This window comes from Salmonella sp. SAL04162 (genome assembly GCF_046551535.1).
Classification (GTDB): Bacteria; Pseudomonadota; Gammaproteobacteria; order Enterobacterales; family Enterobacteriaceae; genus Salmonella; species Salmonella enterica.
On sequence record NZ_JBGDVX010000004.1, the window covers coordinates 276653 to 292587 of the forward strand.

A 15935-nucleotide genomic window follows, 5' to 3' on the forward strand; every position below is an offset into this window, starting at 1 on the left:
GGAAAGTGGCGTGAAGATTTATCTGGTCGGTGGTGCGGTTCGGGATGCGTTGTTAGGGCTACCGGTTAAAGATAAAGATTGGGTCGTTGTCGGCGCCACGCCGCAGGAGATGCTTGATGCGGGCTACCAGCAGGTAGGCCGTGATTTTCCTGTGTTTCTCCATCCGCAAACTCACGAAGAATACGCGCTGGCGCGTACTGAGCGTAAATCCGGCTCCGGCTACACGGGCTTCACCTGCTATGCCGCGCCGGACGTTACCCTGGAAGCCGATCTCCAGCGTCGCGATCTGACCATTAATGCTCTGGCGCGCGACGATGACGGTCAGATTATCGACCCTTACCACGGGCGCCGGGATCTGGAGGCGCGTCTACTGCGCCATGTCTCTCCCGCGTTTGGCGAAGATCCCTTGCGCGTATTGCGCGTGGCGCGTTTTGCCGCCCGTTATGCTCATCTGAGTTTCCGTATCGCCGATGAAACACTGTCGCTAATGCGCGACATGACCGCGGCAGGCGAGCTGGAACATCTGACGCCGGAACGGGTATGGAAAGAGACGGAAAATGCGCTTACCACCCGCAATCCGCAGGTTTACTTCCAGGTATTGCGCGACTGCGGCGCCCTGCGCGTCCTGTTTCCGGAAATCGACGCCCTGTTTGGCGTACCCGCGCCGGCAAAGTGGCATCCGGAAATTGATACCGGAGTTCATACGCTGATGACGCTGTCGATGGCCGCTATGCTCAGTCCGCAGCTTGATGTCCGTTTCGCCACGCTTTGTCATGATCTGGGCAAAGGCTTAACGCCGAAAAACCTCTGGCCGCGCCATCATGGCCACGGCCCGGCGGGCGTGAAACTGGTCGAACAGTTATGCCAGCGTTTGCGCGTCCCCAATGACCTGCGTGATTTAGCTAAACTGGTCGCCGAATACCACGATCTGATCCACACCTTTCCGATACTCCAGCCGAAAACGATCGTTAAGCTGTTTGACGCCATTGATGCATGGCGTAAACCGCAGCGCGTCGAGCAGATTGCGCTGACCAGCGAGGCCGATGTCCGTGGACGTACCGGATTTGAAGCGTCGGATTACCCGCAGGGGCGCTGGCTGCGCGAAGCCTGGCAGGTGGCGCAGGCGGTACCGACGAAAGAGGTGGTGGAGGCCGGATTTAAGGGCATTGAGATTCGCGAGGAGCTGACAAAGCGACGAATTGCAGCGGTCGCCAACTGGAAAGAGAAGCGCTGCCCGAACCCCGCCAGCTAAACGCCATCCGGCACGATAAATTGCCTGATGGCGCTGCGCTTATCAGACCGACAAAACAGTTAGGCCTGACAAGGCGGTACGCCGCCATCCGGCAGGTCAATCATCAGAAGAAGACAACGTAAACGGCAGCCGCCACCACAAAGCGGTAAATCGCAAACGGAATAAACGAGATACGCTTAATCAGTTGCAGGAAGGTCTTGATGGCGATCAGCGCCACCACAAACGCCGTCACAAAGCCCACTGCGAACATCGGAATATCCGCTGCGGTCAGGAATGACCAACTTTTGTAGAGATCCAGAACCGTTGCGCCCATCATCATCGGCACAGCCAGTAAGAACGAGAACTCAGAGGCGGCGTAACGGCTGACGCCCATCAGCATCCCACCGGAAATGGTCGCTCCGGAACGCGAGAAGCCCGGCCACAGCGCCAGACACTGGAAACAGCCAATCATAAACGCCTGACGATACGTCATATCATCCAGCCCCGGCGCGCGCGGTTCTTTCGGCTTCAGGCACTCGGCGGCAATCAGCAACAGACCGCCTACCACCAGCGCGTACATCACGTTAATCGGGTTAAATAGCGACTTGATCGTGTCATGAAAGACTAACCCCAGCACCACCGCCGGAATCATGCCCAGCAGGATGTGAATCAACGTTAATCGACCTTTACTTTCACCTTCACGCTGTAGCGGGCGGCCAAAGTGAATACCGATGAGACCAAACAACCGCCGCCAGAACATCACCACGACCGCCAGAATAGATCCAAGTTGAATCACCACTTCGAATGTCTTGGCCGTATCGCCTTCAAACCCCAGCAGATGACCCACAATAATCATATGGCCCGTGCTGGATACCGGCAAAAACTCCGTCAATCCTTCGACCACACCCAAAATTGCCGCTATCAGCAGCGAGTGCATATCGCTCATCAATAAACCCCTAAAATGAAAAACACTGCAAAAATGGATCTCGCGTTAAGACCCCATATATAACCGTTTGGTTTAAAAAATATAAAATTATTTATTTTTATTTCAGATTATTGCCACGCTCAATAATTACCCCTACGTTCGCCGCGCGCGCGACGGCGCCAGGCTTGCTCAGTTTGATGCGAACCCACGGAGAATTAAATCGGCTAAGCAGCAGATCCGCCACCTCTTCCGCCACGCGCTCGACCAGAGCAAAACGCCCGCCTTCGACATGATTTATCACCGTGTCGGCGATATCCGCGTAACTTAGACAATCTGCGACATCATCGCTTTTCGCCGACTTACGGTTATCCCACGCCATTTCGATATCGAACACCAGTTTTTGCTCGATAGTCTGTTCCCAGTCGTAAACACCGATAGTGGTGATTACCGAAAGTTGCTCTATAAATACAATATCCATCACGACCTGCCTGCTTTTTGGCTAACCCGGATACCACTTCCGGCGAAATGTGCGTATTATCCACAGAAATAGTAAATAAAACGACACTTTCAATACGGAACAGCTTATGAGTGCAATCGCGCCTGGAATGATCCTCTTCGCGTACCTCTGCGGCTCAATTTCCAGTGCCATTCTGGTTTGCCGCATCGCCGGGCTGCCCGATCCGCGTGAAAGCGGCTCCGGCAACCCGGGCGCGACGAACGTATTACGAATCGGTGGCAAGGGAGCGGCTGTCGCGGTACTTATTTTTGACATCCTTAAAGGCATGTTGCCCGTCTGGGGCGCGTATGCGTTAGGCGTTACCCCTTTCTGGCTCGGGCTTATCGCTATCGCCGCCTGTCTGGGGCATATCTGGCCGGTCTTTTTTGGCTTTAAAGGCGGGAAAGGCGTAGCAACCGCGTTTGGCGCCATTGCGCCCATCGGCTGGGATTTAACCGGCGTTATGGCTGGCACCTGGCTGCTGACGGTCCTGTTAAGCGGTTATTCATCGTTAGGGGCGATTGTCAGCGCCTTGATTGCGCCGTTTTACGTCTGGTGGTTTAAACCGCAGTTCACCTTCCCGGTGTCGATGCTGTCATGTCTCATTTTGCTGCGCCATCATGACAACATCCAGCGTCTGTGGCGTCGCCAGGAGACGAAAATCTGGACGAAGCTGAAAAAGAAACGCCAGAAAGATTCGGAGTAGTTTTTTACGCTATGCCGTGCCTGCGCATCGCCGGATAAATAGCTCGGTGATAGGCGTACATATCGAATCCGCCGCGCGTCACCCTTCCACCATTGGCGTGGTTAGGCGCGATTTTCGGCCTGATCTTCCTGGTGCTGCTGATCGTCACCGGGCTGTTGTGGATGCCCGTCGTTTTACTGTAAACCCGTTGGGGCGGCATGATGTCGCCCCCTTTTTCCGCTTTTACGCCGCCGGCAGCTCGGCCAGCGGCCAGCGCGGACGTACCGTTACGCCAAGATCCGCCGTAACGCCCGCCTTAAACCGCACCATTCCGGCATAGGCGATCATCGCCCCGTTGTCAGTACAAAACTCCGGACGCGCATAGAACACTTCGCCGCGGCGTTTTTGCATCATGTCGGCAAGCTTCGCGCGCAGCGTGCGGTTAGCGCTGACGCCGCCCGCCATAACCAGACGCTTAAAACCGGTGCTTTCCAGCGCGCGCTTGCACTTGATCATCAGCGTATCCACGACCGCATCTTCAAAAGCGCGCGCGATATCAGCGCGAGTTTGTTCGTCGTCGCCATTACTACGAATGGTGTTAGCGGCAAAGGTTTTCAGACCGGAAAAACTAAAATCCAGCCCCGGGCGATCGGTCATCGGGCGCGGAAAGACAAAACGTCCCGCCGTCCCCTGCGACGCCATTTTCGACAGCATCGGGCCGCCAGGATAATCCAGCCCCAACAATTTGGCGGTTTTATCAAACGCTTCACCGGCGGCATCGTCAATCGACTCTCCCAGCAGTTCGTACTGACCGATTCCGGTCACGCTAATGAGCTGCGTATGTCCGCCGGAGACCAGCAGCGCCACAAACGGGAAATCCGGAGGGTTATCTTCCAGCATCGGCGCCAGCAGATGACCTTCCATATGGTGTACAGGAATGGCCGGCACATTCCAGGCAAATGCCAGCGAACGCCCGACGGTTGCGCCGACCAGCAGCGCGCCGACCAGGCCCGGGCCTGCGGTATAGGCCACCGCGTCGATATCGCTCGCCGTCAGACCGGCTTCTTTTAATGCCGCCTGAATCAGCGGCACGGTTTTACGCACATGATCGCGGGAAGCCAGTTCAGGCACTACGCCGCCGTAGTCAGCATGTAATTTCACCTGACTATACAATTGGTTGGCTAACAGACCTTTTTTGTCGTCGTAAATAGCGATGCCGGTTTCATCGCAGGATGTTTCAATACCCAGTACACGCATGACTTGTTTTACCTCGCTCTAATACCGCGCAGTGTAGGTCGAATGCGGGTGGATGTATACCCTCAGTCCCGACTTCGTGTATACTCCCTCACCTTATAAAAGTCCCTTTCAAAAAAGGCCGCGGTGCTTTACAAAGCAGCAGCAATTGCAGTAAAATTCCGCACCATTTTGAAATAAGCTGGCGTTGATGCCAGCGGCAAACCGAATTAATCAAAGGTGAGAGGCACATGCCGGTAATTAAAGTACGTGAAAACGAGCCGTTCGACGTAGCTCTGCGTCGCTTCAAGCGTTCCTGCGAAAAAGCAGGTGTTCTGGCGGAAGTTCGTCGTCGTGAGTTCTATGAAAAACCGACGACCGAACGTAAGCGCGCTAAAGCTTCTGCAGTGAAACGTCACGCGAAGAAACTGGCTCGCGAAAACGCACGCCGTACTCGTCTGTACTAATCTTTTGAGAGCGGGCTGCTCTCAATTCAGATCGAGTTGTAGTTGTAAGGCCGTGCTTCCGAAAGGAATGCGCGGCTTGTTTTCGTTTATGCATTAGCATATACACAAAATCATTCATGCTGCGTCCAGGCGGCAAGAGAGCAAGTCCCCGGCGCTTACGCAAGTCAGCGACAGGGGTGAGCGAACGTAGCCAACACTACGGCAGCCTGAAGAATGACGTGTATAAAAGGGGCATATGGCTGGACGAATCCCACGCGTATTCATTAATGACCTGCTGGCGAGAACCGATATCGTCGATCTGATCGACGTGCGCGTAAAACTCAAGAAACAGGGCAAGAACTATCACGCGTGTTGTCCATTCCATAATGAGAAAACCCCTTCTTTCACCGTAAACGGTGAAAAACAGTTTTATCACTGCTTTGGATGCGGCGCGCATGGCAATGCGATCGACTTTTTGATGAATTACGACAAGCTCGAATTTGTCGAAACCGTCGAAGAATTAGCGGCCATGCATAACCTGGAAATTCCCTATGAAGCAGGCACCGGGCTTAGCCAGATAGAGCGCCATCAACGGCAAAACCTCTATCAGTTGATGAATGGTCTGAATGACTTTTATCAGCAGTCGCTTACCCATCCTGCGGCAAAACCTGCGCGTGACTATCTGCAAAAGCGCGGTCTGAGCGCTGAAATTATTCAGCGTTTCGCCATTGGCTTCGCGCCGCCTGGTTGGGATAACGCGTTAAAGCGCTTCGGTAATAACAGCGATAACAAGGCATTGTTGCTGGATGCCGGAATGCTGGTCAATAACGAGCAGGGCAGCACTTACGATCGTTTCCGTAATCGGGTCATGTTCCCTATTCGGGACAAACGCGGCAGGGTGATTGGTTTTGGCGGTCGAGTTCTGGGGAACGACACGCCGAAATACCTTAACTCTCCGGAAACGGACATTTTCCATAAAGGCCGCCAGCTATATGGTCTTTATGAGGCTCAGCAATATAGTGCTGAACCGCAACGCTTGCTTGTGGTCGAAGGTTATATGGATGTCGTCGCACTAGCGCAATACGACATTAACTATGCGGTTGCTTCGCTGGGTACCTCAACCACGGCAGACCATATGCATATGTTATTCCGGGCGACGAACAACGTAATTTGCTGTTACGACGGCGACCGGGCTGGCCGTGATGCCGCCTGGAGAGCGCTGGAAACAGCAATGCCTTATATGACCGACGGTCGGCAGGTACGCTTTATGTTTTTACCTGACGGCGAAGACCCGGATACGCTGGTGCGTAAAGAAGGCAAGGCGGCTTTTGAAGCGCGGATGGAGCAGGCGCAGCCGCTCTCTACGTTTCTGTTTAATAGCCTCCTGCCGCAGGTGGATTTAAGCTCGCCGGATGGCAGCACGCAGTTAGCCGCACTGGCGCTGCCGCTCATTAATCAGGTGCCTGGCGACGCGCACCGTATTCAGCTGCGCCAGACGTTGGGGCTGAAGTTAGGCATTTTCGATGATAGTCAGCTTGATCGTTTAGTGCCAAAACAGGCGGAAAGCGGCGTTTCCCGCCCGGCTCCGCAGCTAAAACGCACGACCATGCGTATACTGATAGGATTACTGGTGCAAAATCCGGATCTCGCGCCGTTAGTGCCGCCCTTAGACGCGCTGGATCAGAATAAGCTGCCGGGACTTGGCTTATTTAAAGAATTGGTCAAAACTTGTTTGGCTCAGCCAGGTCTTACTACCGGACAACTTCTGGAACTCTACCGTGGCACAAATGATGCTGCGACCCTTGAAAAATTATCGATGTGGGACGATATAGCAGATAAGGCGATTGCCGAAAAGACCTTTACCGACTCACTCAACCATATGTTTGATTCGCTGCTGCAACTGCGACAAGAAGAGCTGATCGCTCGCGATCGCACTCACGGTTTAAGCAGCGAAGAACGCCGAGAGCTCTGGACGTTAAACCAGGAGCTGGCCAGAAAATGAATTTAACGGCTTAAATGCCGCATATCGATCGGGAAGCCCCCGACAGCCGCAGTGAGAGGCAGCGGCCAAAATATAAGTATGCCCTCGCTTTAAATGTCGACAGCTATACCGTCGACACCAATCAAACGAATAAGTGTGGATACCGTCTTATGGAGCAAAACCCGCAGTCACAGCTGAAACTTCTTGTCACCCGTGGTAAGGAGCAAGGCTATCTGACCTATGCTGAGGTCAATGACCATCTGCCGGAAGATATCGTCGATTCAGATCAAATTGAAGATATCATCCAAATGATCAACGACATGGGTATTCAGGTAATGGAAGAAGCGCCTGATGCCGATGATCTGCTGCTGGCTGAAAATACCACCAGCACCGATGAAGATGCGGAAGAAGCTGCTGCACAAGTTCTGTCCAGTGTTGAGTCTGAAATCGGTCGTACGACTGACCCGGTACGCATGTATATGCGTGAAATGGGCACTGTTGAACTGTTGACCCGGGAAGGCGAAATCGACATCGCTAAACGTATCGAAGACGGGATCAACCAGGTTCAATGCTCCGTTGCCGAATACCCGGAAGCCATTACCTATCTGCTGGAACAGTACGATCGCGTTGAGGCTGAAGAGGCTCGTTTGTCCGATCTTATCACCGGCTTTGTCGATCCGAACGCGGAAGAAGAGATGGCGCCGACCGCAACTCACGTCGGTTCTGAACTCTCCCAGGAAGACCTGGATGATGACGAAGACGAAGATGAAGAAGACGGCGACGATGACGCCGCCGATGACGACAACAGCATTGACCCTGAACTGGCACGCGAAAAATTCGCTGAGCTGCGCGCGCAATACGTCGTTACGCGCGACACCATCAAAGCGAAAGGCCGCAGCCATGCTGCCGCGCAGGAAGAGATTCTGAAGCTGTCTGAAGTGTTCAAACAGTTCCGTCTGGTACCGAAGCAATTCGACTATCTGGTCAACAGTATGCGCGTGATGATGGATCGCGTGCGTACTCAGGAACGTCTGATCATGAAGCTCTGCGTCGAGCAGTGCAAAATGCCGAAGAAGAACTTTATCACGCTGTTTACCGGTAACGAAACCAGCGAAACCTGGTTCAATGCCGCTATCGCGATGAACAAACCGTGGTCGGAAAAACTGCACGATGTCGCGGAAGAAGTGCAACGCTGCCTGCAAAAACTGCGGCAGATTGAAGAAGAGACCGGTCTGACCATCGAACAGGTGAAAGACATCAACCGTCGCATGTCCATCGGGGAAGCGAAAGCCCGCCGTGCGAAGAAAGAGATGGTTGAAGCGAACTTACGTCTGGTTATTTCTATCGCTAAGAAATACACCAACCGTGGCTTGCAGTTCCTTGACCTGATTCAGGAAGGCAACATCGGTCTGATGAAAGCGGTAGATAAGTTTGAATACCGCCGCGGCTACAAGTTCTCCACCTACGCTACCTGGTGGATCCGTCAGGCGATCACCCGCTCTATCGCGGATCAGGCGCGCACCATCCGTATTCCGGTGCATATGATTGAGACCATCAACAAGCTCAACCGTATTTCTCGCCAGATGCTGCAAGAGATGGGCCGCGAGCCGACGCCGGAAGAGCTGGCTGAACGGATGCTGATGCCGGAAGATAAGATCCGCAAAGTGCTGAAAATCGCCAAAGAGCCTATCTCCATGGAAACGCCGATCGGCGACGATGAAGATTCGCATCTGGGTGATTTCATCGAGGATACCACCCTCGAGCTGCCGCTGGACTCTGCCACTACCGAGAGCCTGCGCGCCGCCACTCACGACGTTTTGGCTGGCCTGACCGCTCGTGAAGCGAAAGTGCTGCGTATGCGTTTCGGTATCGATATGAACACCGACCACACGCTGGAAGAAGTGGGTAAACAGTTCGATGTTACCCGCGAACGTATCCGTCAGATCGAAGCGAAGGCGCTGCGTAAACTGCGCCACCCGAGCCGTTCTGAAGTGCTGCGCAGCTTCCTCGACGATTAATTGTAAATATGTGCATAAGCCCTCCATCGTGAGGGCTTTTTTATTAAGGAAATCTGGCAATGCAGCAAGGATACTATTCTCTCCCCGCCCTTCTTTCCGCTCTCGATGCCGGGAAAAAAGTGAAATATCTGTGGTTCTGGGGTCATCAACCTGCCGCGAATAACGAAATTACCGCCTCTTGCTTTAGTCAGTGGTGGCAGGGTTCACCTTTTACCTATGATGGTATAACTTACGCCACCGCAGAACACTGGATGATGGCAGGAAAAGCGCGGCTGTTTAACGACAGTAAAACACTTGCCAGAATTCTGGCAGCGGCAACCCCGGCTGAAGCAAAAAAGCTGGGGCGACAGGTGACAAACTTTGATGAACAACGCTGGCAAGACTGCTGCTTTGAGCTGGTCAGTGAGGGGAATTATCACAAATTTAGCCAACATTCGGCATTAAAAACATTCTTGCTAAATACGCAGCCTCGCATTCTGGTTGAAGCCAGTCCGGTGGATAAAATCTGGGGAATTGGCCTTGCAAAAGATCATCCCCATGCCGGTGTGCCATCTCACTGGAAGGGGAAAAATCTGCTGGGATTTGCGCTTATGGTAGTCAGAGACCGTTTGGCGGAAGAATAAATCCGTATCTGTGAGGAGCGGTGCTTTGCCCACTCATAACTTCGTTACACTGTACTTCACAAGCCCCGCATCACCAGCGCCTGGTCCAGCTCGTGATATGCTTCCACCAGCTTCTCAAGTGAAACGCGACTCAAACCACTCGGATTTGGCAACACCCAAATTTGCGTCGCGCCAATGGTGTGCGTTTGTTTTCCCCACTGTGTGCCGCGCTGGCTGAATCCCTGTTCAAAAGCCTGTTTACCAAGCACCGCCAGCGCTGCGGGCTGGTAGTCCTCTATTTTTTCAATCAGGTTGCGTCCGCCGCTACGTAATTCATGCAACTTCACCTCAGTCGCTTGTACCGTCGGTCGATCGACGAGTTTCGTTACCCCGCAGCGAAAATCCAGTAATTTTTCCGCCTCTTCCGGTTTCAACTGTCGATCGGTAAAACCGGCCAAATGAATAACTTTCCAAAAACGATTCGCGGGATGCGCAAACGGAAAGCCGGTATTCGCCGAGGAGAGTCCCGGATTGATGCCGCAAAAAACCACCCGTAGCCCTGGCGCCAGTATGTCCTTAACCATTATTACTCCTGAGCAATACAACGTACTTTAAGTATAACGGGTTGAAAACACATTGTTTATAAAAACAGCACCCGCACGGTTACGGCTGGATTACAGCGTAAAGTTACATTATAATCCACCGCCACGGCCCCTTAGCTCAGTGGTTAGAGCAGGCGACTCATAATCGCTTGGTCGCTGGTTCAAGTCCAGCAGGGGCCACCAAATTTTAGCTTTAAAATCATATAATTAAGCCACTCTAGCGAGTGGCTTTTTTGTTATCTCGAGAGTTAGTGCCCCCTTTTTGTCCCCTCAAGAACCAAATATGCCTACCTAATTGACCTGAACCAGGCTAGTTCAAATGTAAAAATTAGACGCTAAAAGAGATTTACCTCGAAGCTGTAACGCTATTTTTTTGAAAAAAATTTGTAGCGAACAATTTTGAGCAAAACTCGTAAAGTAAAAAGTAACTCACGGAAGGGATATAAAACTTAGTTTTTGTAGAAAATGGGGCGTTGACAAGGTTTGCGTAACAGTAGAAAGCAAAAAGCCTAGAAGATGTCCTCTAGGCTTTACATTTACACTACAGGTTGGAACTCTTCCTGGAGAATCATCTGATCAAGGAAAGCTCTCGACACTTCCCCGACTACTTTACAAAGAAGCCTATAATTATGAGGGGCATCGTCACTGATACGTTCCACACTTAAACTAATCGATGTATCGTTATCAAGAAGCATTCTCTTGATATCACTGGCAAAATAACGAGGGCAGTATCCTACAATTTCTGCTGGGTTATCTGCCCTAATGAGCACAGCAGCCTTATCATAGCCATTTTGCACATCTAGGCATAGGCGTAGGCTATCCCCTGGATTCAGGCTAGATACGCGTTCATTAGCGGAATGAGACATGTACCTTAACCCGTGCGCAAAAAAGAAATGTTCAAAATATCCGTCACTACCAATTTCGATGCGCTTAAACATTTGCAGTTGGTCAGTGCTACGCATACCGCCAGAGCGAGCCAGGATCTCAATTGGTTCCGCACCCGCCCCATCCAATCCTAGCCAATGGATGAATTTTGGATACTCAGGCCGTTTTGGTGACAGAAGTCTGTTTTTGAATAATGGGAATAATTCCTCAGAAACATAAGTTTCGCTAAAATCATTCATACCACTAAACTTTGTGAACTTTGAAGAAGTTAAAGCACCTTTAGTGTAGTTGAAGACATATTCAGCATTACGCGCCTGTAAATTTCCCACGACATGCCAATCATGGGTATCAGGAGCCTGCCATGCAACATATACGGAGTCATTACGATTCATCTTCAAGTAACCTTCTTCTATTTTCTAAAACCATTTCAATTGCAAAAGTTCGAGAAACTTCGCTAATGCAATCTGCTGGTACATCATTGAATACGCGAACAATATCCTCATGAGTTAAGGCGTTTAACCGGCCTAACCAGTACTCTCTCGCCCTTGGTCTGTCTTCTATAGCATGACTAAACGCTTCAACTGTTAACAGCGGTTTCCTATCTGTCTTAAGTTTAAAAAGCTCTGAACGAGCTTTTCCCACGAAAGTAGGGATTTGCCGATTACGATCTTTAGTTGTAAGACGTTCCGCCTTTTCAACATCCCTCATTTCACGACCAAGGCTAGCTGCATGATCATACGTTGGGCACAACATTCTCTCACCAGTTTCATTGTTTAGCATAATCGCCCAATTTTCATGATGACGATCTTGATTGCTAATCAATGCATCAAGCAACAAGTAACCGCAAAAAACATCTCCCGCGTTTAAATCTTTTAAATCATAGTCACTTACAGGAGGAAGGATTTTTTCATTATCATTATCAAGACATCCTAATACACGAGTAACTGTGTGTTCCTTAACCCTCACGGCACTCTGGCCGGGCGGTAACGGCTGGGGATAATCCACTGTTGTAGTGTGAAGAACCTCATTCCCCATAACCATACGGTATCCAGGAGGGATCATATTAGGTGAAATCACACCGTAACGCCCATCAGTCAGAGCTAACTCATACTCTGCATGAGGGATTCCTAGCAGATGACAAAGCTCAGCTGCACATTTTTCAGACCAATGTTCGCCAGTCCCAGCCCTTGAGAACTTGAAAAGCCACAATCTTGGTTCCGTATCCATATATGAAAACCAGAATTTTTCCTTCGTCCCGAGTTGCTCAAGATCGCTGGCTACAGGAGCTAGGCGTTCTAACCGATACTGAGCCATTAATCTTCCCTGTATGAGATACAAAAAGTTTGAATCATTGTACTCAAGCTGCTCAGGGTTACGCCACAACTTGTAATAAACAGTATCATGACACTGTAATTATATCCAGTTAATTACTATCTATTGTTGTGATAATGATTACCAATTTCATATAATTATACATAGTTAAATTTCAGTTTTTCAGAGCCCATCAAAAAACACTTTAATAAATAATAAGATATACACCAATGACCTTATTTCAATCCTACAAAGTGTTCTCCATCTTTCACATAAATAAATTAAACCCCTTTGTTTTCAGAGGGATGAATAGCTGGAATGATTGTTCAGCGATCCTTAAAACTGAAACACACTGAAATTCCTTTCAATCTTTTCAGTTTCCAGCCTCCGCAAATCTGCCAGTACTGGTGCGGACTGGCGATATGATTTGAAGAAAAATCCAACTGAAAAATTTAATCGTTCCAGAAACCGCAGGCGGGTGCGGTGTAGCGCCGTTTTTGTCTGCGAAAGATTTATTTTGTCAGCGTGTGGCGTCGTCAGCGTAACGTGACAGCACAGATCCTTTTGTGGTGTTGCGCGGTAGTGGTCAGATAAAAGAAGCGCTTAGAATGCGTCAGGTGACGCCTGATGAAGGGTGTAAAAAAACCCGCATTATGCGGGCTGAAAAGAGAGAATCAGGCGATGATGTTCTGGTACTTGCTCCGGGTCTGCCCGGCCTTTACTGCTGTCTGGTTGAATGCTCCGGCATTGGTCGGCGTACCAACACTGGGGTGTGAATGGCTCGCGCACTGCTGCGCCAGCTCTGCCAGTAAATCAATGGTGTCCAGCATCATAGTTAGCGTATTTACGCCCTCACTACCGATATGCACGGTTGGCCCCATAATCTGCTGACCGCCCGCCGCCACAGATTTACGTAATGCGGCAATCTTTTCTGTCAGGGTTCCCCCCACATCAACATTCATGGCGCCGGCCACTTTCGTGGACAGCTGCCCGGCGATTTCGGTTTCTTCATTTCCTGTAATACTGGCCAGCCGGTTTCCTTTTACCGCCTGGCTGAAGCCGCCAGCACTGACCTGCTGTATGGCTCCGGCCATCAGCGTGGCGGTACCCAGCACTGTGATTTTATCCGTAGCTTTCACCGTGGTTTCACGGCTGACCAGTTCGCGCCGTTCCGTATCGGCTTTCACCGTCCGCGCCATCGATGTTTCACTGATGGTCTGATCCGTCTGGCGTACCCAGTCTCCTGCCTGTGTCACGCGTTGCGAGACTTCCGCTCGCTGCTGTTGCAGCTGTTCGCCGGGCTTAATGTCCGGCAGACTGGTGCCATCCGGCAGCGTCTGCCTGATAAAGGGCTTGTCCGGTCTGCCGCCCGTAAACGCCACTTCTACCAGCGTTCCTTCCGGTGGAAACTGGAACATTCCCGAATCGTTACCGGCCATTGGCACTGGCAGCGGTACGGCGGAATACACCGGCGTCTGGTTGTCCGGGTTGCCGTCCGCGTCAAGCAGCTGCACGTCAACAGCGTACCGTGGCCGGAACGGGTCGGCAAAATTACCGCTTTTTACGGCCTCGCTGGGTGCCACCACCCTGGCCAGTTTGGGCAGGTGAAGACCTGAAGCCAATTCCGGATAATGGCTTTCTATCTGACGCTGCGCCGGTGTTTTCTGCAATGGCTGACCTGTGGCGCGGTTCCGTGGTGTCCACGTGATGGTCATTGTGTCATTAGTCAGATGAACTTTGGTCACGCGTTCCCCGTTCACGTCCACGCCCGGACGAAGACTCTGGATCACCGGCAATGTCATGGAATTACCGCCCGCCGTTCCCTGGCTGAACTCTGCCGGGATTTCTACCGGGCGTCCGGCAAACAGCGCCTTTTCTGCGCCGCCGACATACAGCGAACCATCCGGCAATGGATACCAGATGTAATCCGTGATACTGAATGCCCTGCCCAGGTTATTCAGCAGCTGGTATCCCGTCCCGTTATGGGTGAAATGGGGGTTCGGTTTATCACTGTACGGCACATCCGGTACCGCAATGCTGATCCCGCTGTTTTCCTCCAGCCATCCGGCCACATCGCGCAGTGTCGGATGCTGGAATGAGCATGGCCACATCCGTTCAAATACGCCAGCCAGCTCGCGGACGAACAGACGCTGATAGCATCGCGAGCGCGATCCAGAATTTGTGTACGGCGGGCGGCGGTCATATGACCAGTTGATACGGCTTCCCCAGCAATTGCGCCCACACAGGCTGTGGCGCTCAGTGCACACAGCTGCATGTTGCCTTCTGTGGCATTGTTCACAGGCACGGATGGAAGGCAGTTAATTTGCCCCAGCATCCCATCCAGTAAACGCGCATCTTCGGTGTAATCGTAATAGCTAAAAGCTCGTTACAGGTTAAACGGTGCGGCTGTGCTGGGTTCAGTTTGTTACGCAGGATCTGTGGTTTCATACCAACGGCAGCGGCCACATCTTCCAGATTGTGCTCAATTGCAAATGCTCGGCAAGCCGCATTAAAGTGCGCATGTTTAGAGGTCTGGTAATCAAACATTGTTTGCCTCACTCTAATCCGTAGGATGAATTACGCGTTAACCGAAATATTGCATTCGCTTAACGCTTGCACCGTTAACGCAGCCATATTGATTTCAACGCGTGCACGAGGCTTATCACCTTTTCCACGGATAGGCAGACGGCCATCACGTACCATGTCACGAGCCGTCCCCATAGGCGTACCAGTAATGCGGCAATACTCATCAATCGGGAGGTAAGGGGTAGGGATGGTGATTGTAATGTTAGGACGCATAAGGCAAACTCCTTTGTTCAGTTGAGCGCGGCAACACTCATCAGCATTCGATTAAAACTAAATCATGGAGAGGCTTTAATTCGACTAAATAGAGAAATAAATTTTCGCTTTAGTCGAAAGTTGTGTACTTATGAGCAAATTCCCCTTTGACCAAATAGGGCACAGCAGCGAAGTACTTGATCGCGTAGTTGAAGCGTATGGTTTTACATCTAAGCTTCAACTAGCCGATCACTTCGACATGGCTTCGAGTAGCCTTTCAGCAAGATTCAAAAGAGGTATTTTTCCTGCAGATATGGTTGTTCGTTGCGTTGCAGAGACAGGGGCTTCCTTAGAATGGATATCGACGGGACAAGGGAAAAAGTTTGAGGATGCCGAACTGGATATCATGAAATTCCCCAGCAAAAAACTAGTTGATGGCCAACTTTATGACTCCGGCTATGTGATGTTTGACAAAGTATTTTTCCGCGCTGGCGCGCCACTACCGGCAGCTCCTATTTGTGTCCAGGACGAAAAGGCCCAATTTATCCTCGATCAGAAGTTTGCAGAAGTTTTCGGCGGCGAATGGCTGGTAAACATTGAGGGTAAAACCAGCATCAGAACGCTCACACGTATCCCGATTAAAAAAGTGCGTGTTAGTGGTGTTGGTATGGCATTTGACTGCGCACTTGATGATATTAATGTAATAGGTCGTGTGGTTTTAATTATTTCAGAAGGGAATTGA

At 51.2% G+C, this 15935-nt stretch carries 14 protein-coding genes, 1 tRNA gene and 4 pseudogenes; 10 read left to right on the forward strand and 9 right to left on the reverse strand.

Features of this window, described 5'->3' with window-relative positions; all coding sequences use genetic code 11:
* Positions 1 to 10 precede the first annotated feature (10 nt).
* Together ACLJRH_RS10295 and ACLJRH_RS10300 are read left to right on the forward strand one after the other, a co-directional pair.
* Complete coding sequence (locus ACLJRH_RS10295) at positions 11 to 1252, forward strand: multifunctional CCA addition/repair protein (protein ID WP_000708454.1); 1242 nt, start codon at positions 11 to 13, stop codon at positions 1250 to 1252.
* A gap of 20 nt (positions 1253 to 1272) precedes the next feature.
* Positions 1273 to 1357: pseudogene (locus ACLJRH_RS10300) on the forward strand (hypothetical protein); the annotation flags it as partial.
* On the opposite strand, the gene bacA reads toward ACLJRH_RS10300, so the two are convergent.
* Positions 1356 to 2177 (reverse strand): undecaprenyl-diphosphate phosphatase, encoded by an 822-nt coding sequence (gene bacA, locus ACLJRH_RS10305; RefSeq protein ID WP_001281933.1) that lies wholly within the window; start codon positions 2175 to 2177, stop codon positions 1356 to 1358. The pseudogene ACLJRH_RS10300 and the gene bacA sit on opposite strands and share 2 nt — an antisense overlap.
* A 97-nt stretch (positions 2178 to 2274) precedes the next feature.
* Positions 2275 to 2634 carry a bifunctional dihydroneopterin aldolase/7,8-dihydroneopterin epimerase gene (gene folB, locus ACLJRH_RS10310; protein ID WP_000355776.1) on the reverse strand — a complete coding sequence of 120 codons (360 nt, stop codon included), beginning with the start codon at positions 2632 to 2634 and terminating at the stop codon, positions 2275 to 2277.
* Between the two features lie 106 nt (positions 2635 to 2740).
* Here folB and plsY point away from each other — a divergent pair, with 106 nt between their 5' ends.
* The gene (gene plsY / locus ACLJRH_RS10315; protein WP_001272785.1) at positions 2741 to 3358 is read left to right on the forward strand and encodes a glycerol-3-phosphate 1-O-acyltransferase PlsY; all 618 of its coding nucleotides are present in this window, start codon (positions 2741 to 2743) and stop codon (positions 3356 to 3358) included.
* A 37-nt stretch (positions 3359 to 3395) separates the two neighbouring features.
* Positions 3396 to 3458 (forward strand): annotated as a pseudogene (locus ACLJRH_RS10320) (hypothetical protein); the annotation flags it as partial.
* Between the two features lie 122 nt (positions 3459 to 3580).
* Here ACLJRH_RS10320 and tsaD read toward each other — a convergent pair.
* Complete coding sequence (tsaD, locus tag ACLJRH_RS10325; protein WP_023136697.1) at positions 3581 to 4594, reverse strand: tRNA (adenosine(37)-N6)-threonylcarbamoyltransferase complex transferase subunit TsaD; 1014 nt, start codon at positions 4592 to 4594, stop codon at positions 3581 to 3583.
* Positions 4595 to 4821: 227 nt separating this feature from the next.
* Here tsaD and rpsU point away from each other — a divergent pair, with 227 nt between their 5' ends.
* The 4 genes from rpsU to ACLJRH_RS10345 all read left to right on the forward strand — a co-directional run bounded on the left by rpsU (position 4822) and on the right by ACLJRH_RS10345 (position 9638).
* Entirely contained in the window at positions 4822 to 5037 is a 216-nt protein-coding gene (gene rpsU / locus ACLJRH_RS10330) for a 30S ribosomal protein S21 (RefSeq protein WP_001144069.1), read from the forward strand.
* Positions 5038 to 5272: 235 nt separating this feature from the next.
* The gene (gene dnaG, locus ACLJRH_RS10335) at positions 5273 to 7018 is read left to right on the forward strand and encodes a DNA primase (RefSeq protein WP_000918865.1); all 1746 of its coding nucleotides are present in this window, start codon (positions 5273 to 5275) and stop codon (positions 7016 to 7018) included.
* 14 nt (positions 7019 to 7032) lie between these two features.
* On the forward strand, positions 7033 to 9015 hold the full coding sequence (gene rpoD / locus ACLJRH_RS10340; protein ID WP_001120159.1) for an RNA polymerase sigma factor RpoD: 1983 nt from the start codon (positions 7033 to 7035) through the stop codon (positions 9013 to 9015).
* Positions 9016 to 9074: 59 nt separating this feature from the next.
* The gene (locus ACLJRH_RS10345; protein WP_001183951.1) at positions 9075 to 9638 is read left to right on the forward strand and encodes an NADAR family protein; all 564 of its coding nucleotides are present in this window, start codon (positions 9075 to 9077) and stop codon (positions 9636 to 9638) included.
* Positions 9639 to 9694: 56 nt separating this feature from the next.
* On the opposite strand, the gene mug is transcribed toward ACLJRH_RS10345, so the two are convergent.
* Positions 9695 to 10201, reverse strand: a complete 507-nt coding sequence (mug, locus tag ACLJRH_RS10350) for a G/U mismatch-specific DNA glycosylase (RefSeq protein WP_000237780.1) — start codon at positions 10199 to 10201, stop codon at positions 9695 to 9697.
* Positions 10202 to 10326: 125 nt separating this feature from the next.
* Between mug and ACLJRH_RS10355 the strand changes: the two genes are divergently transcribed.
* Positions 10327 to 10402: transfer RNA gene (locus ACLJRH_RS10355), tRNA-Ile, on the forward strand.
* A 353-nt stretch (positions 10403 to 10755) separates the two neighbouring features.
* On the opposite strand, the gene ACLJRH_RS10360 is transcribed toward ACLJRH_RS10355, so the two are convergent.
* The 5 genes and pseudogenes from ACLJRH_RS10360 to ACLJRH_RS10380 all read right to left on the reverse strand — a co-directional run bounded on the left by ACLJRH_RS10360 (position 10756) and on the right by ACLJRH_RS10380 (position 15214).
* Entirely contained in the window at positions 10756 to 11496 is a 741-nt protein-coding gene (locus ACLJRH_RS10360) for an HIRAN domain-containing protein (RefSeq protein WP_023136698.1), read from the reverse strand.
* A complete protein-coding gene (locus ACLJRH_RS10365; protein WP_023136699.1) occupies positions 11486 to 12418 on the reverse strand; it encodes a HipA domain-containing protein in 933 nt (310 codons plus the stop codon). Before ACLJRH_RS10365 ends, ACLJRH_RS10360 begins: the two co-directional genes overlap by 11 nt.
* Before the next feature lie 671 nt (positions 12419 to 13089).
* Positions 13090 to 14571, reverse strand: a pseudogene (locus ACLJRH_RS10370) (hypothetical protein); the annotation flags it as partial.
* A pseudogene (locus tag ACLJRH_RS10375) lies at positions 14535 to 14962 on the reverse strand (phage regulatory CII family protein); the annotation flags it as partial. The pseudogenes ACLJRH_RS10375 and ACLJRH_RS10370, both read right to left, overlap by 37 nt.
* 30 nt (positions 14963 to 14992) lie before the next feature.
* A complete protein-coding gene (locus ACLJRH_RS10380) occupies positions 14993 to 15214 on the reverse strand; it encodes a hypothetical protein (protein WP_023136702.1) in 222 nt (73 codons plus the stop codon).
* Positions 15215 to 15344: 130 nt separating this feature from the next.
* Here ACLJRH_RS10380 and ACLJRH_RS10385 point away from each other — a divergent pair, with 130 nt between their 5' ends.
* The gene (locus ACLJRH_RS10385; RefSeq protein WP_023136703.1) at positions 15345 to 15935 is read left to right on the forward strand and encodes a phage repressor protein CI; all 591 of its coding nucleotides are present in this window, start codon (positions 15345 to 15347) and stop codon (positions 15933 to 15935) included.